General features: G+C 41.3%; 25 protein-coding genes. 15 read left to right on the plus strand and 10 right to left on the minus strand.

Going from position 1 to position 25,929, the window contains the following annotated elements; translation table 11 throughout:
* Nucleotides 1-560 precede the first annotated feature (560 nt).
* The 3 genes from glgP to ACE1AT_RS00660 all read left to right on the plus strand — a co-directional run bounded on the left by glgP (nt 561) and on the right by ACE1AT_RS00660 (nt 4,195).
* The gene (glgP, locus tag ACE1AT_RS00650; protein ID WP_374865413.1) at nt 561-2,774 is read left to right on the plus strand and encodes an alpha-glucan family phosphorylase; all 2,214 of its coding nucleotides are present in this window, start codon (nt 561-563) and stop codon (nt 2,772-2,774) included.
* 6 nt (nt 2,775-2,780) lie between these two features.
* Nucleotides 2,781-3,089, plus strand: a complete 309-nt coding sequence (locus ACE1AT_RS00655) for a GxxExxY protein (protein ID WP_374865414.1) — start codon at nt 2,781-2,783, stop codon at nt 3,087-3,089.
* A gap of 311 nt (nt 3,090-3,400) precedes the next feature.
* The gene (locus tag ACE1AT_RS00660) at nt 3,401-4,195 is read left to right on the plus strand and encodes a Tab2/Atab2 family RNA-binding protein (RefSeq protein WP_374865415.1); all 795 of its coding nucleotides are present in this window, start codon (nt 3,401-3,403) and stop codon (nt 4,193-4,195) included.
* A gap of 11 nt (nt 4,196-4,206) precedes the next feature.
* Here the strand turns inward: ACE1AT_RS00660 and ACE1AT_RS00665 are convergent, their stop codons facing one another.
* Entirely contained in the window at nt 4,207-6,723 is a 2,517-nt protein-coding gene (locus ACE1AT_RS00665; RefSeq protein ID WP_374865416.1) for a putative PEP-binding protein, read from the minus strand.
* A gap of 643 nt (nt 6,724-7,366) precedes the next feature.
* On the opposite strand from ACE1AT_RS00665, the gene ACE1AT_RS00670 reads away from it, so the two are divergent.
* Together ACE1AT_RS00670 and ACE1AT_RS00675 are read left to right on the plus strand one after the other, a co-directional pair.
* Complete coding sequence (locus tag ACE1AT_RS00670; RefSeq protein ID WP_374865417.1) at nt 7,367-7,846, plus strand: MgtC/SapB family protein; 480 nt, start codon at nt 7,367-7,369, stop codon at nt 7,844-7,846.
* Between the two features lie 251 nt (nt 7,847-8,097).
* Nucleotides 8,098-8,496 (plus strand): hypothetical protein, encoded by a 399-nt coding sequence (locus ACE1AT_RS00675; RefSeq protein ID WP_374865418.1) that lies wholly within the window; start codon nt 8,098-8,100, stop codon nt 8,494-8,496.
* Nucleotides 8,497-8,628: 132 nt separating this feature from the next.
* Here ACE1AT_RS00675 and ACE1AT_RS00680 read toward each other — a convergent pair whose 3' ends face one another.
* Nucleotides 8,629-9,066 (minus strand): peroxiredoxin, encoded by a 438-nt coding sequence (locus ACE1AT_RS00680; RefSeq protein WP_374865419.1) that lies wholly within the window; start codon nt 9,064-9,066, stop codon nt 8,629-8,631.
* A 144-nt stretch (nt 9,067-9,210) separates the two neighbouring features.
* On the opposite strand from ACE1AT_RS00680, the gene ACE1AT_RS00685 reads away from it, so the two are divergent.
* The 3 genes from ACE1AT_RS00685 to ACE1AT_RS00695 all read left to right on the plus strand — a co-directional run bounded on the left by ACE1AT_RS00685 (nt 9,211) and on the right by ACE1AT_RS00695 (nt 11,638).
* The gene (locus ACE1AT_RS00685; RefSeq protein ID WP_374865420.1) at nt 9,211-9,615 is read left to right on the plus strand and encodes an Npun_F0494 family protein; all 405 of its coding nucleotides are present in this window, start codon (nt 9,211-9,213) and stop codon (nt 9,613-9,615) included.
* Nucleotides 9,616-9,906: 291 nt separating this feature from the next.
* Nucleotides 9,907-11,385, plus strand: a complete 1,479-nt coding sequence (cobQ, locus tag ACE1AT_RS00690; RefSeq protein WP_374865421.1) for a cobyric acid synthase CobQ — start codon at nt 9,907-9,909, stop codon at nt 11,383-11,385.
* Nucleotides 11,386-11,398: 13 nt separating this feature from the next.
* Nucleotides 11,399-11,638, plus strand: a complete 240-nt coding sequence (locus tag ACE1AT_RS00695; RefSeq protein WP_017311526.1) for a 2Fe-2S iron-sulfur cluster binding domain-containing protein — start codon at nt 11,399-11,401, stop codon at nt 11,636-11,638.
* A 123-nt stretch (nt 11,639-11,761) separates the two neighbouring features.
* On the opposite strand, the gene ACE1AT_RS00700 is transcribed toward ACE1AT_RS00695, so the two are convergent.
* The 5 genes from ACE1AT_RS00700 to ACE1AT_RS00720 all read right to left on the minus strand — a co-directional run bounded on the left by ACE1AT_RS00700 (nt 11,762) and on the right by ACE1AT_RS00720 (nt 18,188).
* Nucleotides 11,762-12,208 (minus strand): SRPBCC family protein, encoded by a 447-nt coding sequence (locus tag ACE1AT_RS00700; RefSeq protein WP_374865422.1) that lies wholly within the window; start codon nt 12,206-12,208, stop codon nt 11,762-11,764.
* Between the two features lie 47 nt (nt 12,209-12,255).
* A complete protein-coding gene (zds, locus tag ACE1AT_RS00705; protein WP_374865423.1) occupies nt 12,256-13,695 on the minus strand; it encodes a 9,9'-di-cis-zeta-carotene desaturase in 1,440 nt (479 codons plus the stop codon).
* A 219-nt stretch (nt 13,696-13,914) separates the two neighbouring features.
* Nucleotides 13,915-14,085, minus strand: coding sequence for a ribbon-helix-helix protein, CopG family (locus ACE1AT_RS00710; RefSeq protein WP_374865424.1), 171 nt, complete (start codon nt 14,083-14,085; stop codon nt 13,915-13,917).
* Nucleotides 14,086-14,429: 344 nt separating this feature from the next.
* Nucleotides 14,430-15,533 carry a hypothetical protein gene (locus ACE1AT_RS00715; RefSeq protein WP_374865425.1) on the minus strand — a complete coding sequence of 368 codons (1,104 nt, stop codon included), beginning with the start codon at nt 15,531-15,533 and terminating at the stop codon, nt 14,430-14,432.
* Between the two features lie 1,008 nt (nt 15,534-16,541).
* Nucleotides 16,542-18,188, minus strand: coding sequence for a hypothetical protein (locus ACE1AT_RS00720; protein WP_374865426.1), 1,647 nt, complete (start codon nt 18,186-18,188; stop codon nt 16,542-16,544).
* A gap of 390 nt (nt 18,189-18,578) precedes the next feature.
* Here ACE1AT_RS00720 and ACE1AT_RS00725 point away from each other — a divergent pair, with 390 nt between their 5' ends.
* The 3 genes from ACE1AT_RS00725 (at nt 18,579) to ACE1AT_RS00735 (ending at nt 19,826) form a co-directional block, all read left to right on the plus strand.
* Nucleotides 18,579-18,938, plus strand: coding sequence for a HesB/IscA family protein (locus tag ACE1AT_RS00725; RefSeq protein WP_374865427.1), 360 nt, complete (start codon nt 18,579-18,581; stop codon nt 18,936-18,938).
* A gap of 140 nt (nt 18,939-19,078) precedes the next feature.
* Complete coding sequence (locus ACE1AT_RS00730; RefSeq protein WP_374865428.1) at nt 19,079-19,501, plus strand: tetratricopeptide repeat protein; 423 nt, start codon at nt 19,079-19,081, stop codon at nt 19,499-19,501.
* 82 nt (nt 19,502-19,583) lie between these two features.
* Complete coding sequence (locus tag ACE1AT_RS00735) at nt 19,584-19,826, plus strand: hypothetical protein (RefSeq protein ID WP_374865429.1); 243 nt, start codon at nt 19,584-19,586, stop codon at nt 19,824-19,826.
* Between the two features lie 309 nt (nt 19,827-20,135).
* On the opposite strand, the gene ACE1AT_RS00740 is transcribed toward ACE1AT_RS00735, so the two are convergent.
* The 3 genes from ACE1AT_RS00740 to ACE1AT_RS00750 all read right to left on the minus strand — a co-directional run bounded on the left by ACE1AT_RS00740 (nt 20,136) and on the right by ACE1AT_RS00750 (nt 23,273).
* Nucleotides 20,136-21,542: an NAD(P)(+) transhydrogenase (Re/Si-specific) subunit beta gene (locus ACE1AT_RS00740; RefSeq protein ID WP_374865430.1), complete on the minus strand. Its 1,407-nt coding sequence runs from the start codon at nt 21,540-21,542 to the stop codon at nt 20,136-20,138.
* 84 nt (nt 21,543-21,626) lie between these two features.
* A complete protein-coding gene (locus ACE1AT_RS00745; RefSeq protein ID WP_096675630.1) occupies nt 21,627-21,917 on the minus strand; it encodes an NAD(P) transhydrogenase subunit alpha in 291 nt (96 codons plus the stop codon).
* A gap of 192 nt (nt 21,918-22,109) precedes the next feature.
* A complete protein-coding gene (locus ACE1AT_RS00750) occupies nt 22,110-23,273 on the minus strand; it encodes a Re/Si-specific NAD(P)(+) transhydrogenase subunit alpha (protein WP_374865431.1) in 1,164 nt (387 codons plus the stop codon).
* 773 nt (nt 23,274-24,046) lie between these two features.
* On the opposite strand from ACE1AT_RS00750, the gene ACE1AT_RS00755 reads away from it, so the two are divergent.
* The 4 genes from ACE1AT_RS00755 to ACE1AT_RS00770 all read left to right on the plus strand — a co-directional run bounded on the left by ACE1AT_RS00755 (nt 24,047) and on the right by ACE1AT_RS00770 (nt 25,730).
* Nucleotides 24,047-24,559 carry a DUF2808 domain-containing protein gene (locus ACE1AT_RS00755; RefSeq protein ID WP_374865432.1) on the plus strand — a complete coding sequence of 171 codons (513 nt, stop codon included), beginning with the start codon at nt 24,047-24,049 and terminating at the stop codon, nt 24,557-24,559.
* 213 nt (nt 24,560-24,772) lie between these two features.
* Nucleotides 24,773-24,907 carry a 50S ribosomal protein L34 gene (gene rpmH / locus ACE1AT_RS00760; RefSeq protein ID WP_374865433.1) on the plus strand — a complete coding sequence of 45 codons (135 nt, stop codon included), beginning with the start codon at nt 24,773-24,775 and terminating at the stop codon, nt 24,905-24,907.
* Between the two features lie 24 nt (nt 24,908-24,931).
* A complete protein-coding gene (rnpA, locus tag ACE1AT_RS00765; protein ID WP_374865434.1) occupies nt 24,932-25,351 on the plus strand; it encodes a ribonuclease P protein component in 420 nt (139 codons plus the stop codon).
* Complete coding sequence (locus ACE1AT_RS00770; RefSeq protein ID WP_374865435.1) at nt 25,338-25,730, plus strand: PH domain-containing protein; 393 nt, start codon at nt 25,338-25,340, stop codon at nt 25,728-25,730. Before rnpA ends, ACE1AT_RS00770 begins: the two co-directional genes overlap by 14 nt.
* The last annotated feature ends 199 nt before the right edge of the window (nt 25,731-25,929 follow it).

A 25,929-nucleotide genomic window follows, 5' to 3' on the forward strand; every position in this document is an offset into this window, starting at 1 on the left:
GAAAAATAATTAACTATAGTAAAGTTTTGTAGGTTGGGTATAGCGACAGCGAAACCCAACATTATAGTCTGGTTAATGTTGGGTTACACTCCGTTCCACCCAACCTACATAATGTCCTTTTTGAAAAACTCCTCTTTTCAATATGGACGAGGTTTAATTTTAAAATTCACAATAAACTTAATTTATTTTTGCTTTTTTAATTCAATTTTATTTTTTAGGACTCTCCTGGATAAGAGTTCCTAGCTTGAATGTTGTGGAATCTTGACTTTGGGTTATTTCAAATCAGAAAATAATTAAATAAAACTTAAAAATATCAAAAATAAGTTAAAACAATGTCAATAAAATTGAAGTATAAACCTATGAAAATCGGCACAAAAAGCAGGATGATTTAATTTAAGGTAAAAACGAAACAGCAGAGACTTTGATGAAGGTTTTTTCGATAACTGATTGTATGACAAGAGATAGGTTAAAAGGTGAAATGCTCCCCGATGACTGATTAAAATAGTCGCTTTAATTGTCGTGATTGACTAGTAAACTTACAAAACTAAACAAACAATAATATGACTAAAAGGATTGCAATGACCGCAGCGCTTCGCTTGAGTGAAAAATTGCCTTTGCCACTGCGACGCTTGGCAGATTTGGCATACAACTATTGGTGGTCTTGGACTAGCGATCGCATCGCGTTATTTCAAACTATCGATCCCCAAGAATGGGAACGTTGCGGACATAACCCAGTAGCAATCTTAGAATCAGCAACCTACGAACGCCTCACCCAGCTAGCAGAAGACCCGTTTTACCTCAAGCAAATTTCTGCCCTCGCCAAAGACTTCGACGAATACATGACGCAAAAGGACACTTGGGTGAACCGAGTCGCACCGCAAGTTTCCAGCGAACATCCCATTGCTTACTTTTGCGCCGAATTTGGTATTCATGAATCCTTACCCGTCTACTCTGGCGGTTTAGGCATTCTCGCAGGCGATCACCTCAAATCTTCATCCGATTTGGGCGTACCAATGGTCGCTATTGGCTTGCTGTATCGTCAAGGTTACTTCCGACAACGGTTGAACCGTGGTGGCTGGCAGGAAGATTATTATGTGGATAATCTCTTCCACCGTATGCCCATAGAACTAATTAAAAACGAGCAAGGGCAACCACTCACCATCGAACTAGAAATTCGCCAGCGTTGGGTGAAAGTACAAATTTGGCAAGTGCGAGTTGGGCGAGTCACCCTCTATCTTTTAGATAGCGATCGCGAAGACAATGATCCCATTGATCGTTGGTTAACTGGACACCTTTATGGCGGTAATCAAGAAACTCGCATCGCCCAAGAAGTCGTTTTAGGAATTGGTGGCGTCCGTGCTTTAACAGCTTTGGGAATCCAGCCATCCGTCTATCACCTCAACGAAGGACACGCCGCCTTTTGTACCTTAGAAGTTGTCCGCCAAGAAATTGAACGTACCAATAAATCCTTCTACGACGTCGAAACAGATGTACGTAAACGCTGTGTCTTCACCACCCATACACCCGTTCCCGCCGGTCATGATGTCTTCTCTCCAGATTTAATGGACTCGTTCTTCGCCCACTACTGGCCCCAACTAAGCCTTTCCCGCGAACAATTCTTAGCATTAGGCGCACGGCGACTTGGCGATCCTTGGGAACCCTTTGGTATGACTGTTTTAGCATTGCGGATGTGTCGTACTTCCAACGGTGTCAGCGAGTTACACGGACGAGTTTCCCGCCAAATGTGGACAGTCATGTATCCCAACCGCACTGAAGATAACGTCCCCATCGGCTACATTACCAACGGAGTCCATGCACCAACTTGGACTGCTCCCCTAATAGCAGATTTGTACAATCAATATTTGGGATCTGATTGGAAAACCCATGCAGTTGATCCCAAAATGTGGGAAAAAGTAGACGATATTCCCAACGAAGAACTCTGGTGGCGACATCAAATTCTCAAAGAAAGACTTGTCGCTCACACCCGCTATAAAGTTAAAAAAGCTAGAGAAGGACGAGGCGAAGAATACCAAAACATTCAAGCCACCAACACCCTACTAGATCCCCAAGCACTCACCATCGGATTTGCGAGACGTTTCTCACCATACAAACGCGGTCATTTACTCCTGCGTGACATGGAACGCGCCCTAAGAATTTTTGGTAACGCTGACCGACCCGTACAAATTATCTTCGCCGGTAAAGCACACCCCGCCGATGAAGAAGGTAAGCGAATTATTCAACGCTTAATGGAGTGGTGCAAACACCCAGCCCTCACCAACCGCGTTGCTTTCATCGAAGACTACGACATCTACACAGCCCAAAAACTCGTCCAAGGCGTCGATGTCTGGTTAAACAACCCCCGTCGTCCCCTAGAAGCATCCGGTACAAGCGGACAAAAAGTCTGCTTCAATGGTGGTATAAATTGCAGCGTCCTCGATGGCTGGTGGTGCGAAGGCTACCAAGCCGACGCCAACGGTAAAGGCATCAACGGTTGGGCAATTGGCGAAGATGCCCACACCAGTGATCAAGAACTACAAGACCGTATTGATTCAGAATCACTGTATAAATTGTTAGAGGAAGAAATCACTCCCCTCTACTACAACCAAGATGCTAACGCCATTCCCCACGGTTGGATACAGATGATGAAAGCTTCCATCAAAACCAACGCACCACTATTTAACACCGATCGCATGATTGCTGACTACGTTTCCCAGGTATACGTCCCAGAAATTGCTGTCACAGTACCGCCAATTTTAGCGAAAGTATTGGTCTAAGAATTAATGAACCACCCTTCGGGTTCGCCACCTTGCCAAGTTCCCTCCGGGACGCTACGCGAACGTGACGGGAACCGCCAAGACGGCAAGTGGACTCACCAAGACTCTAAGACACAAAGAAAACCTATTTCCAAGGAATTGGATCAAGTGGCTACACAAGTTGTTGATGCAGCTTTTCAGGTGCATTCTACTCTAGGGCCTGGTTTGCTAGAGAGTGTCTATGAGGTTTGCTTGGAACATGAATTGATCAAGAGGGGATTTAGTGTTGAAAAGCAGGTTCCACTACCAGTACTTTGTAACCATTCCTCTGCCTAAAGGCGAGAGGCTTTATCCCCCTCCCAGAACTACCAGCAAATAGGGTGCTTACTCGTTCTGCTTGCGGAACTACGGGCGAGATGAGAATGAAACACCAAGGCTCCAAGTCACCAAGAAATCTTCGTGTCTTTGTGGTTCATTTTTTTAACATGAATGAAACACCAAGGCTCCAAGTCACCAAGAAACCTTCGTGTCTTCGTGTCTTTGTGGTTCATTTTTTTTAACATGAATGAAACACCAAGGCTCCAAGTCACCAAGAAATCTTCGTGTCTTCGTGTCTTTGTGGTTCATTTTTTTTAATATGGTGAATTATGGTAATTTGGCAAGCTGATTTTTATCATCATCGCCAACAACAGGCAGCAGGACAAGTTTTATGGGAGTTGTTGATTTGCGATCGCGATCGCAGTTTTCAGTATGAAGCAATTTGTCCTCAATCTCAGGTGAATTCTAGTTGGGTTACTGCTCAGTTGCAATTGGCTGCGGATGGGAAATTACCAGATGTAATTCAGGTGTTTCGCCCGCAATGTTTGGGTTTAATTGCGGAAGCTGGACGCAGTTTAGGTATCAATGTTGAACCGACTCGCCGCACTTTTGCACTGAAGCAGTGGTTGCAAGAAAAAAATTATCCCACGGTAGTAGACAAACCACCTCCCACACCATTACCGGAAAATCTCTGGGGGGAAGAATGGCGATTTGCAACGTTGTCAGCAGGTAAGGTGATGGAAGCGTTTGCAGAGCAGCCTATTCCCATTTTGGTGATACCAGAGTTTTTGCAACCGATTAATTTGGGTTTGGCGTCAACGGTGTCAGTTCCTGGTGTGATAATTTATGGGGGACGGCAATCAATGCGTCTAGCACGATGGTTACAACAAGCGCGTCCTGTGGAGTTAAGTTATGTTGCGGGTGCGCCGGATGGGTTGGTATTGGAAGCTAGTTTGGTAGATAGATGGATTTTAGCGACGTTTAGCGATTTAGAAGTAGCAGTCGCAGCTAAGGTTTACGAACAGCGCAAGCAGGAAAGTCAGGGGTTACATTTTTTACTGGTGCAGCCTGATGATTCGGGAATGACTTTCAGTGGTTTTTGGTTATTGCTTGGCGAAGGTTGATTAACAACTAACTATTGCATTTGTCGCCGTGCGGCTTCTAAAATGAGGCGTTGTTCAGCACGTGCGATCGCTTGATATGTCCTTGCTACTGCTTCTGGTTCTACGGAAATAGAGGTTATACCCCATTCGATGAAATGGTCTATAATTTCTGGATACAATGCGGGTGCTTGACCACAAATAGAGCAAGGTATTCCTGATTCTCTGGCTGTGTGGATTAATTGAGCTACAGCATTCATGACTGCTGGGTGACGTTCGTCAAATGCTTTTGCGAACTGTCCTTGCTCTCTGTCTATGCCTAATAGTAGTTGAGTGAGGTCATTGGTGCCAATTGAAATTCCTTGGACTCCTGCTTTGATATATTCTGGTAGCAGAAATAACACGCTTGGGACTTCTGCCATGATCCATAGTTGAAAATTGGGTATTCTATTTAACCTTGCTTCTGCTACTTTCTGACGACAAAAGTTAAATTCTTCGACTGTACGTACAAAGGGCAAAATTAAATGAATATTGGTATAACCAGATTGCTGTACATTTGCTAAAGCAGCTAATTCTAATTCAAAGACAGCTGGATTGACTAAGTAGCTGAATGTACCACGCTCTCCCAGCATAGATTGGGGTGAAGATTGTAAATTCTCGCTAGTTGATTGTAATTCACGCGATCGCCAGTCCAATGAACGATAAAAAACAGGTCGTGGGGCAAAAGCCTGGGCAAATTGTAAAATTTGTTCGTACCATCGCTCTAATAGTACATCTTGACGTCCATTGGTTAGCCAATTTAGGGGGTGCTGTCCTTCTAGAATATTGAGTACCATCAATTCTGAACGCAATAATCCTACTCCATCAATGGGCAAAGAAAGCACTTGCTCGATCAAGCTAGGCTGACTTAAGTTAACTAGCAGCCGGGTAGCAATCATGGATTCCTTTGTTGAGGAGTTAGTTGTAGATGAAGCAGAATTATGGTTTCTTGTTGGAGTATGGTGAAAACCACTATTCAAACCTGCGGAGGATTCGCCGCCATTTTGTAAAAGTGGGGAAAATCCTGCACGTAAATAATTTCTATTCTGTAAACGTTTCGCTGTTTCCCTTAGAGATGCAGACTGTTTTGAAGGTGTCGTGTCATGGGGAAAAGAGAGAAAAGACAATAATTGATCTGATTGTCTCCTGTCAGTTTCCTGTTCTTGTACCTCCGTACCGAGGCGGTAAATTTCTCCTTTATCACCATCTATTAGCAGTTGTTCACCATGATGAATCACAGTCGTAGCACTGGCTGCATTGACTACTGCTGGAATACCTAATTCTCTGGCTAGAATCGCTGCATGGCTTGTCAGACCTCCATGTTCAGTGATAATACCTGCCGCTTGTTGCAATATTGGCAACCAATTTGGTGTGATGGCTGGTGCGACTAAAATTACTCCTTTGGGTAGTTGTTCTGGTTTTTGTTGAGAATGGATGACATGAGCCGATGCTGTGATCCGTCCTGTTCCTGCCCCTAGTCCTTTGATAAAATGAATATCGGAAAGTCCTGATTGGGGTAGGTTAATTTGCGTTATGTAAAGTGTTCTCGATGAAGTTTGTTGAGAAATTGTCCACTCTAGAGTGAGGTGTTTACCTAGTTCTTTGACAAGCTGATTTGTCAATCTGATGAGTTGTTGCAAATATTCTTCTGGTAAAGCATAGGCTTGTTGTTGCGTTTCAGTCAGTAGATATACTTGCAAACCAGAATCATCTTGTTTTGGTAGTGATATTGATGTGGATTGCAAATCAACACCAGAATTTTCATGATTAATGCAATAGGCGAGTAGCTTGTATCCCAACTGTTGCTCTTGAACAAAGCTAGTTTCTGGTTGAATATAGTAGACATCTGGCAAAACTTCACCGTGGGCGATCGCAATTCCCAACCCACAAGAGGCTTGAATTTCCCAATGGGAAGAGTTGGTATTCACTAAGCCACTGGCAAGTGCATTGTGGATTGGTTGCACTAAAACTGCTAAATTAATCTGTTGGAGATCAATTCCTGCTTGTTGCCAACATAAAAGACTTCTAGCACGAAACAACTGACTCCAAGTCCGCTTGAGTGCTGAGGCGATCGCTTCTTGTTCGCAGTGACAAATTTGTGAGTCCAGCAAGCCAGATATATTCGCAACTCCGTGCTTACCTGTGGGTAGTGTTAAACTTGGGCGAAAAATCAGACACTGAGTTTCCCATGTTTGAGTTGCTTGTAAGATAGCAGTTAATAACTCAGGTGATACAGTTGCGCTAATAATTTCTTGGCGTAAACGTTCAGCTACCTGCTGAAGCTGACGCCAATTACCAACATCCAAGTGCAATGAAGAATTTGGTAAGTCAGCAATTAATGCTTCTGAACTGTTGAGATTTTCTAGAAATTCTCGCAAAACTGATGCTGGGATGACAAAACCAGACAGCACCGGATAACCACGCTGCATGATTCTGCTTAAATAAAAAGCTTTATCACCAACTTCGGCGCGATCTAGCAGTTTAATTTGCTCAAGCCAGTAGAGTTTGTCCACTCAATTAGTCAGTTGTTGGTTGTCGGTTGGTGGTTGGTGGTTGGTGGTTCCATAGACGCACTAGCAGTTTTCGTTGGAACTACCAAACAATCAACAAAGAACAAAATCCTATTAAAATTACATTTCAGCGTCTACCTGTTACTAGGACTAGCGCTATACTTTCTAGAAGTCTATCCAAGCTGAACAAATAGACAACTTGTTAACAGGTTTTCTAGCTTTCAGTGTTGCGGTTGAGTTTATAGTGAAAAATACTAAAGATTAAATTTGTATAACTTGCGTTATTATCTCCCAAAATCGCCGCAGCTTTTTCATTATTGTTAGTTAACATAATTTGTAAACTAAACAACATCTAAGCATATTCACTTATCATTAAGTTTTAATTTTTACTGCTGTAGCTTGCTGGGCATTTTAGAAACAAAAATCTACATTAAAAATCTTACCACAACACTACTATTGGCAAAGCTTTTAACACACCATTACCCAAAAGGATTATACCGTGCTAGAGAAAAACAACTGCCGAAAAATTTGGAAAACATTAACTGAACAATACCAAAAATTTGAGTATCAGCCGTTAAATTTGGTAATTTAGTTAAAATGGCTACGCTTACATACTGCAAATTATTGCTGACATCAGTATAGGTGCATGATATCACATTTTTTAGTATCACCAAATACATTTTTTCTTGCACCTAATGATTGGGCTAACATTGCTTTTAGACTATGCCTAGCAGTATTTTTTGGCGGGGTAATTGGCTTAGAACGTGAGCGCAGACGCAAACCAGCTGGCTTAAGAACTCATATGTTGGTAAGTGTTGCTTCAGCAATGTTTGTCCTCGTCATCTTACAAATAGACGAACCGCGAGATTACAATGGACTCAGCCGCGTTATTCAGGGTATAGCTGCGGGTGTAGGATTTCTGGGTGCTGGGGAAATTTTGCGAGAAAATTCAGACGAACAATCCTCAAGAATAGAAGTTCGTGGACTCACTTCCGCAGCAGCTATTTGGACTTCGTCTGGCTTGGGGATTATAGCTGGCTGTGGTTTGTGGCAATTAGGACTACTTAGTATTCTTGTGTCTTTTTTTATTCTTTATATTATGAAAAAATATGAAAGGCATATATAAACCAATACGGTTCAGTTAAGAAGAAATGTAGGTTGGGTTTCGCTTGCACTCAACCCAACCTACGCTAGTTTTAGTTTTTAGCCTTAACTGAACCGTATTGATATATAAACTATATGGTGAATAGCTCTCAAACTCTTCCCTCTTTGATTCCCCAGTCTTAGAACTGAGTCCTTACCGACAAACAAGGATTTGAGTTATTTAAAATAGAAATATGATGAAGTTAATTAAAACTATGTGGGGGGTAAATCTGCATGAAAATCTCATTTCTGCCACTCAAACTACTTGTTGTTAGCACTTTAGCAGGAATTGGCTTTATTTCTGTGCTGATGCCAAAACCTAGCCTTGCTGAACCAAGCGAAACACCAAACTTCCAAAATTACGATCCGCAGAACAACACAGACGACCCATACAATAGCAACAATAATCCTTTTTCTAGCTCCAACACAAATGATGGTTTTGGTGTGTTCAATTTAATTCATCGTGCTAATTTGAGTGTGCCGGATTTAGATGTAAATGCACAAAACCAACAACTTGATGAAGCAGCAGCAGCTTTTAAAGCTAGACAAAGAGCATTAACACAACAAAATAAACAGCAGACGCCTGGTTTGCAGATAATTAGTCCAAGAGTGAATACTACTCCTACTCCATAAAAATTAGAGCTGTAAACTTTATTTGGTTTGTTTTAGGCAAGTCAAGAGTCCATAGTTTGAACTCTTGACTTTTAGAACACTAAGTAAAATTGTGTAGTAACACTAGTTCTTTTTAAGTCTATGTGATGAAATTTACAATCCCAAGGCAGCTAGAACATCACTGGCATGGGTAGAGGTATTGACACTAGAGTCAACATAAACAATTTTACCGTTGCCATCAATGATGTAGGTAACACGCTTGGCATAACCACCACCATCAACATCGTAGGCTTTAATTAAGCTGCCGTTGGTATCAGCTAGTAATGGAAAGTTGAGATTATATTTTTGGGTGAATGCTTGGTGCGAGGCTTCATCATCTGCACTTACCCCTAGTACGACGATATCTTTGCTTGTATACTGCTCGTTAGCATCACGGAAACTACAAGCTTGCTTGGTGCAGCCTGGAGTGTCGTCTTTGGGGTAAAAATACAGAACTACTGTTTTACCTTTGAAATCAGATAAAGAAACTGTGTTGCCGTTAGTGTCTTTAACGGTAAACGCAGGTGCATCTGTCCCAACTGCTAGAGGCATAGTTTACCTTTCCTAAATTTGAAATTACTGATGCACTTGAAATTTTACAATAATTTACAATCATTACAGGACAATAAAAAAAGAAATCAGTTACTAGTGATCAATTTGTAACTGTTAACTGATAATTGATAACTGGAAACCAAAATGTCTGCTGTTGATGCTCAGAATCAGAAAACCCTGACATATCCACCTAAGACCATAGAAAGAGCCAAGCGATCGCTACTTTGTTGTCCTTTTAACTTTGGTTTATTTGCAGCCATGCTTTCACAGAGGGTAGCGATGAGTGAAATTGTTGGCAATTCTGGTGTTAACAAAGGCTACACCAAAGCTTCTTTGTCTGAATTAAGAGCAGACAACACCTTAGCATGGTTAATTCAAGTAGGTGTACTGCGACGTGAAGTTGATGGTCAAGGAATAACAGATAGTTTTCGCCTCACACCCCTTGGTCGTCAGATAGTAGAACAATGGAAACACCAACCATTGCCGACTGTAACATGGGGCGATCGCATTTTAAATTTTGTGGCTCGTTGGTTCAGACTGCCATTTTAGCTCTATCCACCAACCAATTTTCAGGTGAAAAGTTAGGAGTCGCACTGAGACGGGAACAATATGTACGGAAGTCTCAACTGCATTTATGAAGTCTTTACTATGTCTTTGTAAAGTGATGTGAGATATTGCGTAAGATTGACGTTTGCCCTACGTCATTAGTCATTTGTACAACACTAATGACCAATGACCAATGACCAATGACTATTTAAGAGCAATATCATCACTCAACCAGCATAGCCATATCAGGCTTCATGCTTTTAATATCACACCGGATTGGAAAAACAGTTGAATATGAAAGCAATTATGGTAGTGGGAACAACATCCCACGCAGGGAAATCACTATTAACGGCGGCTATTTGTCGTATTTTGTCGCGGCGCGGCTGGCGAGTGGCTCCCTTTAAAGGTCAGAATATGGCTTTAAATGCCTATGTCACAGCTAATGGTGGAGAAATTGGTTACGCTCAAGCAGTACAAGCCTGGGCGGCTGGGGTTATACCTTGGGTAGAAATGAACCCGATTTTACTCAAACCCCAGGGTGATATGACTTCCCAGGTGATTATTAAGGGTAAAGCTGTGGGAAAAGTCAGTGCTGCGGATTATTACGAGCAATATTTTGAACTGGGATGGCGGTCAATCGAAGAGTCTCTACAGCATTTGTCAACAGAATTTGACTTGCTGGTTTGTGAAGGTGCTGGGAGTCCGGCGGAAATCAATCTCAAGCACCGTGATTTAACTAATATGCGAGTAGCAAAATATTTAAATGCCCCAACTTTACTAGTAGTTGATATTGATCGGGGTGGTGCTTTTGCTCATGTAGTTGGAACCTTAGAATTGCTGGAACCAGAAGAACGCGCTCTGATTCGTGGTGTCGTGATTAACAAGTTCCGAGGACAGCGATCGCTGCTGGAACCTGGTATAAAATGGTTAGAAGAACGGACAAAAATTCCGGTAATTGGTGTAATTCCATACTTAGAAACTGTCTTCCCCGCAGAAGATTCCTTAGATTTGTTAGAACGTAGATCATATAAATCCAGTACAGACCTAAGTATTAGTGTGATTCGCTTACCCAGAATATCTAATTTTACCGATTTTGATCCGTTGGAATCGGAATCAACAGTGATGGTAAAATACTTAAGTCCCAAGCAAGAATTAGGACATCCAGACGCCGTAATTCTCCCAGGTACGAAAACATCAATTGCTGACTTGCTGTTACTACAAAGAACTGGTATGGCAGAGGCAATTCAAAACTATGCGGCAGCAGGTGGTACAGTTTTGGGTATCTGCGGTGGTTTTCAAATCCTTGGTCAAATGATTGCTGATCCAGAAGGTATAGAAGGGCAAGCAGGAAGATTTCAAGGTTTAGGACTATTACCTATTAAAACAGTCATCACAGGACAAAAAATTGCTCGCCAACGTCAAGTCACCTCAAATCATCCCCAAATGGGTTTACCCGTAACTGGGTTTGAAATTCATCAAGGGCGATCGCGCATCGAAACCCAAGGTATAGATTCCCAATCCTACTATCCTCTATTTGACGACCCAAATTTAGGATTAGTGGATAATTGCCAATCAGTTTGGGGTACTTATCTCCACGGAATATTTGACAATGGCCCCTGGCGTCGTGCTTGGTTAAATCGCCTGCGTCAACAACGAGGTTTAAAATCTCTCCCCACAGGTGTTGCCAACTATCGAGATCAGCGCGAAAATCTACTAGATTCCCTGGCTACAGAAATTGAACAGCACCTAGATTTGACTCCTTTGTTGTCGTAGTAAGCTAAAAATTATGACTGTGCGCGTTAATTTTTTACCAGATGATGTTACAGTTGACGCCCAAGTGGGAGAACCCTTGCTCGATGTTGCTGATCGAGCAGGGGTGATGATTCCCACTGGTTGTCTGATGGGTACTTGTCACGCTTGTACAGTAGAGCTAGACAATGGAGAAATCATTCGTGCTTGCATTAGCGCAGTTCCAGACGGATGCGAAGAATTAGAAATCAATTTGTTTAGCGATCCAACGTGGTAAAGAAGCATGAAGGATGCAGACGCCCTTGAAGGCGGCTTCCTGTAGGTGATAATGAGGTTTGAAGTATTTTTGATCTTTAATTTTTTACTCTTCATCTCATGTTTAACCTTCAGCTTTTAACCTTCATCCTTCAGCCTTTGTTTTTAAAGCGTATTGCTTAAATCGCTCTAAATCGGCGTGCAGAGTTGATTCTACTATTCGTCCCAAAAATAAATTATCCATGATTTTGCCAAGGATACCAGGGATAGCATAGGCAGCAGTAAGTTTAACAATACTACTGGTATGGCGATCGTAAAAACGAATAGCTCCCCGATTCGGTAAACCATCGACAGATTCCCATTGGATGATTTGATGAGGAATTACCTTGAGAATTCGGGATTTCCAAGTAAATTCAAAACCCCCAGATTTCAATGTCCACAATGATATATCTGGGTTATCTTCAGGAACTTTCACTGAATCAATCCACTTCATCCAGCGAGGCATTTGCTCCAAATCAGACCAGAGACCCCATGCTAAATCTATAGGAACCTCTACTTCCACTTGCACCGTATGTTCTAACCAATCAGACATTATATTTTAGATTTTAGATTTTGGATTTTGGATTTTGGATTAGCAAACTATTGTTTCATAGTCTCCAAAATAGCTTTTGCTGCAAGCATTCCCGAAATCGTTGCTCCTTCCATGCTATCGATATAATCTTGCTGTGTATAACTCCCTGCTAAGAAGAAATTAGCCACAGGGGTTTTTTGACGGGGACGATAAATATCCATCCCTGGTGCTTCTCTGTACAAAGACTGAGCCAGCTTAACCACACTGTACCAAGTCATATTTAGTTCCCTTGATGATGGGAACAACTCATGTACTTGTGCCAAAACGTGTTGAGCAATTTCTTCATTGCTTTTTTTAATAAACGGATCTCCCGGCGTCAGCACTAACTGCAACAAAGACCCTTGCCCTTGTCGATAATAATCAGCAGGGCTAGTTAAAGCTAAATCAGCAAAACAAGAAAAATCTGCATCGGCAGTATATAACAAATTATCAATTCCTGCTGCGTGATTTAGCTGTTTGCGTGCCTCTACATCTTGCAGTTCTGTTACCCAACCATCAAACCGTAGCTGCACCGTTGCTACAGGAACTGCATCCAACTTGTAAATATTGTCAAATTCTGACCACTGACGCCATTGTTGAGGTAACAGACGCTGAATTCCAGGCAGATCACAAGCTGCTACATAGGCATCTGCGGTAATTTTTTCTTCTGTGTCACCGTCAGCAATAACTAAACCAGTGACACAGGTTTGTTCTTTTTCCTCAGCAAATAGAACTTCTCGTACTCTGCGGCGAGTATGAATTTTTGTTCCTCTCGCTTCTAGATATTCCAAAATCGGTTTATGCAAATATTCATAGGGCGATCCTTTCAGCATCCGCAGTTTTGAGGCTTCGGTTCTCACTGCGAATAACTGAAAAATCGTCAACATACAACGAGCAGATATGTTCTCGCAATCAATAAAACCCAAAGCATAAGCAATGGGGTTCCACATCCGCTTAATACTGCCGTTGCTACCACCATGACTACGGAACCACTCAGCAAAGCTAACTTTGTCTAAGTTGCGGATATCTTGCATTGCACCTTCAAAGTCAACTAAACCCCTGACAACTGGACTAGTCGAAAGTGCTACAGCATTCTGTAACTTATCTAGTAATGAGAGTTGAGAGGTAGTAAAAAATGCCTTTAAACCATTGAAAGGCGCACCCACAAAGAAACGAAAATCAAGCGCACCAGTCTTTCCTCCTTTATTGATGAAGTTATGAATGTGTTCTTTAGGAAGCAGGTTTTCAAAGGCTCCCATCTTCTTCATCAATTTCAACAACTGATTGTAGTTGCCAAAGAAGACATGCAATCCCATTTCGATATGGTTGCCATCTCCATCTACCCAGCTGCTAACTTTACCACCAACAAACGGACGGGACTCAAAAATCTGGACTTCACAGCCAGCATCAGCTAAATCTACAGCGGTTGCTAGCCCAGCCAGTCCCGCACCTATGATTGCAACGCGCATTCCGTCCTTCCTTTTCAATTTCTTTACAAATTGTAACTGGGTTGGTGTCGGAATTTGCTACTCGTATTCTATTTAGAGTCCTAGAGTCAAAAGATTCAAAAAGCACCCTGCCAAGTTTGTAAAAGAGTCAAACAAAGTAGAAAGTAGAAGACAAAAACAAATTTTCTCTTCTTGATTATTCTTTTTTCCTTGTACTCTTAATCTATAAATTCTGCCTGCCTATCTATCGCCATCTTTTGTATCTTCAGCTACAGATAATCCTCGGATCAACTCCCGAATCACATCAGTTGCTGGTCTACCAGTTTGCTCACAATACTTTTCCAGTTTTTCGGCCTCCTGTGCTGCTAAATTCACAGTGATACGTTTTACAGCCCATTTTTTATTAGTCATTTGATTGTGTTATTTGCTGCTTATCAACATTGTGTACAAAATGTTAGTGAGGATGAAAGAGTTAAGAATATCAGAGTTTTTGTCAGGAAACAAGCAATCCTTTGTGTAAAAAATTTGCTTTGCTTGAAGTATTCTTCATTTTTTATATAGAATCAAAAAAACAAATGAACAAAGTGTTGTTGTGTCAGAAGCAATAGCGTATATTATCTATTACACAACAGAAACTATCTCAAGGAAGAATCAAGCTTGAACAAAAATTTTATTACCTGGCAAAGATAATTGCTGCTAGCTAAAGAACTATTTATTAGACAATAGCAATGTCAAAGGAACTTGACCTATCTCTATCACCCAATTTGACCAAATATGTTTGGGGAAAACATGTGCCATAACACTTGTAGATATGGTATTAATGTGTTCGCTTGTTTGTGATTTAGATGCTGAGATATTTCTTGCTCTAGCAAGTGCAGCATACAGCGAATAATTTCCCAGTGAACTTTTAATCTTGGGTAGAGCATTGCACACAATGGGAACAATTCTTGTTGAATAGCATTCACGCTTCCCTCCAAACTACAAACCCAAAGATAAACTTGGAACATTTCTATATCCCTGAGACTGGAAGGTCTAACTAGGGATTCACTTAATAAACCAGACCGGGAATGATAACTAGGGTAAAGATTAATTATCTTTTGGCAAATTTTATTGGCTATTTGTGTACTCACAGGCAAAAGCTGTTGAACTGCTTTTAAAGAATGAGAATCAAAATCATGTTCCGCTGCTGCATTATAAGCACGTTGTAGTGGCATATACAGATGGTCATCTATGACTTTTAAGTAACTGCCAAGTACAATTTGTTCCAAAGGCGAAAGAGTTTGTAGTAAGCCAAGGTTAGTATAGTGAAACTGCAAACTCACAAAGGCAATCACTCTAGGATCATTTTGTGTATATTTCTGTCGCAGCAAACCAACATTTGTGCTGATGATTGTTGCCGTTTGAGTTGATGCACCATGCAGTGCTTCCATCTGCTGAATGTTTTCAAACGATGGGATTTGTATAGGTGAGCTTTGACTTGATACTTGCTGAGTGTATAGATGCAATGCTTGTTCGTATATCCCAAAAGAATCTGCTGTTATTTCCCAAGGATTTATTAATTTGGGGTCAATACGATGCCTTTTGATTTCTTCTGATAACAATGCTTCTGTTTTGTTCCAAGCTTGTAAACTCACAGTACGCAAAGAATTCATCAGCTTTTGCGATGTTGTTTTTCTGCCTTCACAAGATAATATCTTTTTCAAGCTCACAGCATCTTGCTTATCTTCATACAAGTAGTTCAATTCTAAATTATGCAAATACTTTTTAGCCCATTGTTGAGCTAAATATGAAACAGTAGATTCTTTTTCTAGTTGTAGTAAACCATTGGAATTACTATCTGAATTGTCGTTCATCTCCATATATTAATAATGTCGATATAGCGTATAAACACCCTGTTTATTAATGTACTTATTGTATATGTTTTACCGCTTGTTTCTATGGCTTTATTGAAACTTTAACGAAAATCTACTGAAAGTTAGAGTTGGATTTTTGTAAAATCTTTAATAAGAAATAGTAAAAAAATTACATTTAATTATGTAGATAGCAAAAACATCCATAAGATCGAAAAAATAACAATCAGAAAAAATATGATTTTATAAACCATATTAAGTTTGGATTTATATTAGTTGTAAAACATTTTAAGTCTATTTTTATACTTTATTTTTCTCAAAAAATGGATTAAACAGTTACTGTAAATAGCTAATTTGTAAATATTGTTACTTGTTTTCTCAAGTGTTTTATGGAAGAATAGTTAATTTTATATACAGAGAGTTTAAAAAAAGCAAAATACACCTTAATATTAAGTAAAACAATGAAAATTTTAGACGTATTCAAGTAAATAGTAAATTTTGTTTAAGTTGCGATTCTTAATAATTAATTTTTAAAATGTTTAAATAATAAACTTTCAGACAACAAGCAAAATAGAATACACAACCATGTAAAGTAGGTTGAACGCTCAAGACACCTTACAATTCAGCAAAATTCTTGTAAGGTGAAGATTTCCCGTTCATCTAATACCAATTTGAAAAAAGAATGCGACAGATAGACTTACATAACCTTATGCACAAAGAGTTTCCCAATCCAAAATCTATAGACGCACGAAGTGCGGCTACCTTTGGTAGGTGCGTTAGCGACAGGCGTGCAAGTAGACAGGGAGTGTCTACTCGACAGAGTAATCTAAAATCCAAAAATCCAAAATTGTATAAGTTGGAAAGATTGGAGATATTAATTTTGAATCAGTTTGGTTATGTCAAGATTAGGGCTGCTACATAAGTGTTAAATAAGCCCATTAATTGCTCACAGCTATTCATTATGATTGAGCAAGACAAAACTTGTGTTTTGAAGCACAAAGCTACATGTTCAGTTTGCTATTCAAATTGCAGTTGCGGCATCAGCTGGAGAGTACCAATGCCTAAGTCTTTAGGTGAAAGCGATCGCGCCTCAAATAAAGCCATCATATCTCGCAACTGAGGATTACCACGAGCTGCGCCAGTCAGTCCTTTGGCAATAATTAAACCGCAATAGCCTTTGGTATTTTTACAGCGTTGATTCCATTTTTTTCTGGCTTCAACGTGAGTGGGGTCATCATCTAAAAATTCACCAAACAAAAACAATTCCCCATTTTGAGTTTGTAGTAAACCCAAATCATAGCGATCGCCACCAAAAGGATCTGCACCAGGATTAAAACAAATAGCTTTGAGACCTCCAGCTTTTTCTATATTTTCAATTACGGTCTTAGCCTTGGGACGGGAAGTTTGAATTAAAATTACTGGCAGACCATCACCTACTGGCTCAATTTCCCCTGCTTGATGGTAACTAACTCCTTGACGTAAGTACTCCAACATTTCCCAAGACACCACACCTAAACTAAGGAAAGAGTCTTCTGGGATTAAGTCATCTCGCAATGACCTAAACATCGGCGTAGAATCCGATTCGATGTCCTCCTCGTCTTCTTCATCCTCGTAGCCTGCCATTTCCTCTAACTCTGCTGCCAACTCCGGCATACTAGAAACAGTAATAGATACTGATTTGTTTTGTTCTTCACAAGAATCTGGTAGGGAAATGCGATAGCGACGACTCAAAGCAGGAAAAGAATCCCTATCCAATTGACGACGGTGATCGCGAATAAAACGGTTGAGGCTTTCTAGGGCAACATATACTATCAGTGCCTCTTCATCGTATAAAACTGAGCGTAGACCCTCTAGAGGATGAATATTGCCAAAGGTGGGTTCAATTTCAGACAATGGTAGTTCTGCTAAATCTTCAAATTCTTCCTCTTCATCTGTTTCGTCAGCATGTTCAAAAGTCAAAAATAGACAATCTTGTTTCAGGAAAGCTTCTTCTAAATGCCCTTGTGATTCGTCTTCTCTTAAAATTGTGGCGCGAAAATGCTTCAGTGAATCTTCGGAACGATACAAAAGTATGCCATATTCCATCCCCAGCATCCCCATCATTGAGGCGTAGAGTGTACCAACATCCCACTTATTGATCTCTATTGACAAAATTTGCTGTTCTTCTAACAATTCCCAAGGAGCAGCTTGCCAAATTGCTAATGCTTTTTCTCGCAAAGCTTTTGCATACTGCGGAGGTAATTCGGGAACTTGAGAGTCGAGAATTTCGGCAAACCCACGAAACAGTTCATCAATCAGAGGTAAATCAGGTGAGTAATCAATAGCAATATCTAAATCTTGCAATACTCCACGTAAGTAGAATTGTATTTCTCGGTCTCTGACCACAATTCTTTGGGGACGAGCAGGTTTAGCAGGACTATGGGGATTTTCCATTGCTCGCATCAAAGTCCGAACAATAGCTTCTGGCCCACTTTCTGGAGGTACTACGTCCATTCCCCGTACGATACCTTGTGTACCATCCACCCAAAGAATACATTCGCCTTTAGTCTCGGAGTCTGATAGCTGGGTTGGTGATGACAATGGACGACGATCGCCCTCCCATAAAGAAGGAATTTGAGTTAATTTCCGCAAACGACGGCTGGTAGAGCGATTAAAACTTGTCATAGAGTAAGTGGATCAAAACAAGCGATTTGCAATTAGACTTTTAAGTTAGGGCTAGCCTCCGATGAAAACTCTTTTAGCTTTTTAATTAAGAGTAATCGTGATTGTGGGCTGCCAAAGGTCGAAACTCCAAAAATAGCGAATCTCTAAAACACATTGAATCTCTCAATTCTAGAATAAAAATCTTTGCTTGCTTTTGACGGAGTCTTTACAATTTGGCAACCTGGAACATCAATATCGCTAAAATGGATAAACAAAGTTATTTACAGACGTGTGGTTGGAAAGCGTTTGTGAAAATTTTCGGGGCTACCCAATGACGAAACTTTTGGGTTAAAGGTTCCCGCTTTGCTTGTATAGGGTAATCGATAACCGCACAAGGAGTTAAAAAAGCAGATGACACAGGCAACTCAGTCTTCACAACGGGGAATTCAGTTAAGCGAAACTGCATTGCGGCAAGTGAAATTGTTGCAGGAAAAACAAGTTGGTAAAGACTTGTGCTTGCGAGTGGGAGTACGTCAAGGCGGTTGCTCCGGAATGTCTTACTTGATGGACTTTGAAGACCCCAGCAAGATTACACCAAATGATGATGTTTTTGATTATGACGGCTTCAAAATAGTTTGCGATCGCAAAAGCTTATTATATCTCTATGGGTTAATGCTTGATTATAGCGATGCCATGATCGGCGGTGGCTTTCAATTCACTAACCCCAATGCCAGCCAAACCTGTGGTTGTGGGAAGTCATTTGGGGTTTAGTCAAGTGTCAAGTGTCCATTGTCAAATGTTCAGAGTTGTAAAAACGCCTCAAACAGCGCGTCTATACATTTAGTTTATTGATCATTGACAATTGACCACTGACCATTGACCATTGACAATTGACCATTGACAATTGACCAATGACTAACACAGTTGAATCCCTGTTTGATACAGGTTTAGAACGCTATAAAGCTGGGGAATCAGCAGAGACTTTGATTCCTATTTTTAAAGAGGTTTGCGATCGCGCTCCCAAAAGTAGTGCTGCTTGGACTTGTTTAGCGTGGTTGTATTTGTTGGATAACAAACCCAACTCCGCTATTAAGGCTGCACAAAAAGCAGTAAAGTTAAATCCACAAGATGCACAAGCAAGGGTAAATCTCGCCCTTGGGATGTTGGAAACTAATCAAAAAGGCTTACGGCAACACATTGATGCTGCTAGTAAATTATTAACTCTTAGCCCCGAATGGCAAGAGGAAATTAAAGACAGCATTGAAGATGGTTTTAAAAGAAAACCAGATTGGCAGAGTTTGGCAAAAGTCAAAAATTGGCTATTTGAAAATTAGGAGTATTGTTGTTTGTTGGTTGTTGCTGGTTATTAGTTCCAAACAACCAACAAACAACCATTAATATTATTCACATTAAGCTATGAAAGCAAAATTTTTAAGTTGGCTTAACCTAATTTTGGTAGTGGATGTCTTTCTTGTTCTGTTTGGTTTTGGGTGGTTAGCGATCGCTGCGATCGGTAAAGCATCAGGGGTACCCTTGGGTTTAGATTTATGGTATAAACTCTGGCAACCTGTTTTCAACCCAGCAATTGGCATCCTCATGGGTGGTGCAATTCTCAGTGGTATCATCAATTGGATTTCACGCAAATTCCAATCTAGTTAGTGCATACTAGTAGTCTGGCAAGTCAACTTTGCTAGGTTTGTAGTGTAGACGCTCGTAAGAGCGGCTACTTTCAGAAGCCACTTTGTGTCTACCCGCAGGGTGGACTTTAGTCCTCATTTAAGCACCAAGCGTGCTTACTACGAACTCCTTTAGCCTTTTATTGCTGTAACTTCTCTGCAAGGGGATAAAAGCAGGAGTATTCCAAATTTTTCAAAATACGAAAATTTATATAGCGAAAAAAATTGTAGAGACGTTGCATTGCAACATCTCTACAAATCAAGAAAGCAGATCAATAACCTTAACTGAACCCTATAACTGCTTCACCTCAGAAACCAACTTCGCCACCATATCTTTGGCACTACCAAAAAGCATTGTGGTTTTATTTTTGTAGAACAACTCATTATCTACGCCAGCAAAACCTGCACTCATCCCCCGCTTGATCACAATTGTTTGCTTCGCCCGGTCTACTTCCAAAATCGGCATTCCGTAAATTGGGCTGTTGGTATCGCTGCGTGCAGCTGGATTTACCACATCATTTGCCCCAATTACCAGCGCTACATCTGTTTGCTCAAACTGGGGATTGATATCTTCCATATCGTGCAGTTGCTCATAAGGAACGTTGGCTTCTGCTAGCAAGACGTTCATATGTCCGGGCATTCTGCCAGCTACAGGGTGAATGGCATACTTAACATCAACACCCATACGTTCAAGTTGATCTGCCAATTCGCGTACACTATGCTGTGCTTGCGCTACCGCCATTCCATAACCAGGAACAATCACTACAGAACGGGCATAACCCAGCATCATCGCGCCTTCTTCTGGATCAATACTGCGGACGGCTTGATCAGTTTTAGCACCACCAGCTGCACCGACGCTTGCACCTCCACTGCTGCCAAAAGCATCAAACAAAACGCTGATCAAAGAGCGATTCATCGCTTTACACATAATTTCGGTGAGGATAATCCCAGATGCTCCCACCAATGCACCAGCGATGATCAGCATGTTGTTCATCACCACAAAACCAGCAGCAGCCGCAGCTAAACCAGAAAAAGAGTTTAACAGCGAAATTACCACTGGCATATCACCGCCACCAATGGGAATGACAAACATCACACCCAAGATTAGGGAAACTACAACAATTCCCAAAAATGCAGGTAGATTGTGTGGTTGCATGAGTAGAAAACCACTACCCACTACATAGGAACCCAACAACAAAGCGTTGAATGGTTGCTGCAAGGGAAATGTAATTGGCGAACCACTCATAATCCCTTGCAGTTTGGCAAAGGCAATCATACTACCCGTGAAGGTGACGCCACCAATTAACACATCCAATAACATAGAAATGTTGGCATCCAGGGGTACTGTCTGGGCATGTTGTAGCAAGCGCCAAAATTCTGCAACTGCCACAAGGGCAGAAGCAGAACCGCCTAAACCGTTGAGCAAACCCACCATTTGTGGCATGTCTGTCATTTGGACTTTATAGGCTGCGATCGCACCGAGTACCGATCCAATTGCCAATCCCACCAAAATCATCTCGTAGTTCAACACATGCTGATCCAGCAATGTTGCCACAATTGCTAACAACATTCCCACAGCCGCGACAACATTACCTTTTCGTGCTGTCGCAGGTGAACCCAGTTGCTTCAAACCCAAAATAAATAAAGACGCAGCGACTAAATAGGTCAGTTGAATCCCAGTCGGAAGAAAATCAGTCATAAATTAAGTGCGGTAATTGGTAATTGGTAATTGGTAATTGGTAATTGGTAATTGGTAATTTTCTTTCCCATTACCTATTACCTATTACCCATTTGCCTTCTTCTTAAACATTTGCAACATCCGATCTGTGACGAGGAAACCACCCACCACGTTGATAGTTGCTAGTACAACGGCGATCAAACCGAGAATGACTGATACATTCCACTCTCTGGCACCGGAAGCAACAATTGCTCCTAATACAGCAATTCCAGAAATCGCGTTTGAGCCTGACATCAAGGGCGTATGCAAAGTTGGCGGTACTTTGTTGATCACTTCAAATCCGGTAAACGATGCCAAGACAAATACAAACAAAGCTGCAATTAATGCTTCTGTCATCTTGAAAAATCCTTGAAGATTGGGGAAAGGGGATCGGGGAAGGTGGGGCCCCCTCTGGGGATAAGGGGCAACGGGGATCGGGGATTGGGGACACGGAGGACAAGGAAGCCCTTCGCAGGGAGCAGGGAGACGCACTAGACGCGGAGAAAAAAACCAATCAATGCTCAACGCCTGATCCCCGCTCCCCGATCCCTAACTGACTGCTGAACTTATAGCTTGCAACGCTTCTTTAATTCGTGCAGAGCGAATTTCACCGGCGTGGGTAATACAAGCTGCATCAACAATGTCGTCGGCAAAGTTGATTTCTACAGCTTTATCTTTGATGAGTAGTTGCATTAAAGATGTCAAGTTCTTTGCATACAACTGACTGGCGTGGACTGGTTGAGAAGATGGTAAATTAATTGGGCCGATGACGGTGACGCCGTGAGCAACAATGTCTCTACCAGGATCAGTGCAAGCGCAGTTACCACCTTGTTCGGCGGCGATATCTACAATTACTGAACCTGGTTTCATCTGCTTAACCATATCTTCTGTGACTAGAAGAGGGGCTTTTTTGCCAGGAACTTGAGCTGTGGTGATGACTACATCAGCATTTTTGATGTGTTCGGTGACAAGTTCTTGGGTGCGCTTTTTGCTGTCTTCGGAAATTTCTTTGGCGTAACCACCAGCGGCTGTTGTTTCTTCGTCTAATTTAACTTCTACAAATTTTGCTCCCAGACTTTGCACTTCTTCTTTGACGGCGGGACGAATATCAAAAGCTTCTACCACTGCTCCCAGACGTCTGGCGGTGGCGATCGCTTGCAAGCCAGCAACACCAGCACCCATAATAAATATTTTGGCGGGGGCGATCGTACCAGCAGCAGTTGTCAGCATGGGGAAATATTTTGGTAGTGCTGCGGCGGCGATGAGTACGGCTTTGTAACCTGCGATTGATGCTTGTGATGATAAAGCATCCATACTCTGCGCCCTAGTAGTACGGGGAATCATCTCTATACTCAAGGCTGTGACTTTGCGATTTGCCAGTTTCTGAGCTATGACTGGATTTCCTAAAGGATTGAGAAAGCTAATTAGTACAGCCCCTTCTTTGAGTAAGTCTATTTCTGAGCGCCCGTCTTCTCGCTCTTGTGGCGGGCTAACTTTGAGGAGAATGTCTGCTTCTGACCATAATTTGTTAGTATCGGCAATTATTGTGGCTCCAGCAGCTTCGTAAGCAGCATCATTAAAGAATGCTCGTTCACCAGCATCAGTTTCTATCCAAACCTCTAAACCTTGTTTAACCAACCGCGCTACGATGTCGGGAACTAATGCCACACGACGTTCACACACTTCAATTTCTTTAGCAACTGCTATTCTCATGTAATCTCCTTGAGATTAAATACTTATTTCTGATGCAAGTTGTGAAACTTTTGCAATGAGTATTTAGACGTACTCTTAACTTTGGGGTGGGGCTATCAGCTATTGGCTTTTCTTAATTTAGTTACCTTTACGCTTTCCCACTCTGGCTATCTAGACAAAGCCTAACTGTGCCGTTCTCTGGATGTTGCAATTACATATACTTGCATTTATAGGTTATTTATTGCACATCCTATGCTGATCCCCAGCTTTTACATCTATGTCTTCAAATTCTTTTAGGGATTGCAAAATATTGTTGTGTCTTGTTTACATAGTGCAATATCGATTCATTTCTCACCAAATAATTCCTCACATGATTAGAAATTTTTTCTGCTGTGAGTAATGCTTACTGCCACCAATCTAGCTTAAGTTTGCTGGCGATCGCTCTATTAAATCGCATAATTTTTATAACAAAAATCTTAATTTTAGATAAACTTGTACATATTTAGAAATATAAGTTGACTTTAATGACTTTTTGATCGCTGGTAAAACTATCAGCAAACAAGTAATGATTAAAACTTTCTATATCTCAGAATATCGCTAGACTTTCAGTAGAGTTTTTTGTAAATTAAAATACTATTTTCAAAGTAGGGATTTTCCTAAATCTAGACAGGACGGCACTTTTGTTGAGGATTTGACGTCTAAAATCTAAATAAAGTCAGTAGTAAAGTTTAGTTGTGAACCTTTACTCCCAGTTACTGAAACATCACCTTTATTTATGCCACAGGAGCTTGACTATGCGACGTTTATTTTCTGCCTTAGCGGTGACTGGCTTGTTACTGACAGGTTTACCAGCAATGAGTTGGGCGCAGAGTTTGCCAGGTTTTACGCTGTTTAGCGGTGTCAAAAGTGAAAATCAATTGCCTTTCCGATTGGACTTTGGTGGACAAACCAATGCTTGGGACAGGTACCGTTTAAAAATCCCCGCTAAAAAGATGAAATTCGCCGCTTCCCAATTTGTTGTTAACTATCCCAATTACTACAAAGGAACCATAGATCCCAAGAAAATTGAAGTCCGCGTCAAAGACAAAAAAGTCCCACTGTCTGATGTGCAATGGGATAGAGAAAATCGCGTGATTCAAATTTACCCTCAAGAAGCCATCCCAGCAGGTAGCAATGTTGAAATAGTGTTATCAAATGTCAAAAATCCAGCTTTTGGAGGCATTTTCTATTGGAACTGCTCGATTCAAACTCCTGGTGATGTCCCATTAGCGCGTTATTTGGGAACTTGGATTCTTAGTATTAGTTAGTGAATGTTTAGGGGTGTGTGGGTTTAGGGGAGTAAGGGTGTAGGAAGAAGATGTTGTATCCCTACATCCGACACGGTACAGCCCCCCTACTTGTAATATGTATTCCCCTACACCCCTATACCCTTACCCCTCTATACCCCTATTTCTTGACAAAAAAGTGATACGATTATAGATTGTGGCTTTTTATAAAATTTTGCCGAAGAGGATAAAGGTATGCGGAGAACTTTAGAAGGAACAAACCGAAAGAGGAAGAGAACATCTGGTTTTCGTGCCAGAATGCGAACACCAGATGGTAGAAACGTAATTCAAGCTAGAAGAAAAAGAGGACGTTATCGCCTAAGCGTATAGGCTAAGGAAACTTAGACAGCAGTTGTGGCTTTGCCCAAAGCAAATCGGCTTAAATCCCGAAAAGACTTTCAGGCAGTTTTCCGGGAAGGTACTCGCCGTCATGGTTCTTATTTCACCTTGAGAGCCTTACGGCCATCATCTATGAAAAAACCTTCTCCTGATACTGCCCAAACTAATGTAAAACTAACAAACTCGGTGCTTTTTCCAGTCAAAATTGGTATTTCGATTAGCACCAAAGTCAGTAAACGAGCAGTAATTCGTAACCGCCTCAAGCGGCAAATATCGGCAGCTTTGCATAAATTGTTGCCTCAATTGTCACCAGGATGGCGGTTAGTTGTAGTTGTAAAACCAACGGCCGCAGAATCTAAGTGCGTAACCCAACAATTTCTGCAAGAATTAGAGCAGTTGTTGGCACAAGCTGAGGTATTAAATGGGCATTCGTGAAGAAGTTTATTTTGAAGGTGGCCCCCATATCGGGGATTTAATAATCAACATACTTATTGGCTTGACGATTGTAGGTTTACCGTTGACGGTAGGAGCAATTGTAAGAGCATTGTGGCTGCGTTATAGGATCACCGATCGCCGAGTTTCTGTAACTGGTGGTTGGATGGGACGCGATCGCAGCGACGTTATTTACTCAGAAGTTGTCAAAATCGTCAAAGTTCCCCGTGGTATTGGCATATGGGGAGATATGGTATTAACCCTCAAAGATGGTAGTCGTCTAGAACTACGGGCTGTTCCTAAGTTCCGGGAGATTTATGACTACATCACTGAACGAGTCACCGCCAAAAATCCCAATTTTAATGTTACTGCGAAAAAATAATGGGAATTGGGCATTGGGGATCTCCAATCCCCAATGCCCAATTCCCAATGCCCAATTCCCAACAATGTGCGGCTATCCGTAGTTGAGTTACAGTCGCAGACAGATCCTGATTTTCGATAAATTATATTCAGTCAGCCGATTTTCAAATTTTGGTGATTAGTTGCTGCTTAATTGTTGATGATTGGTAGTTGATAGTTGG

Source organism: Pelatocladus sp. BLCC-F211 (assembly GCF_041928655.1).
Taxonomy (GTDB): domain Bacteria; phylum Cyanobacteriota; class Cyanobacteriia; order Cyanobacteriales; family Nostocaceae; genus Pelatocladus.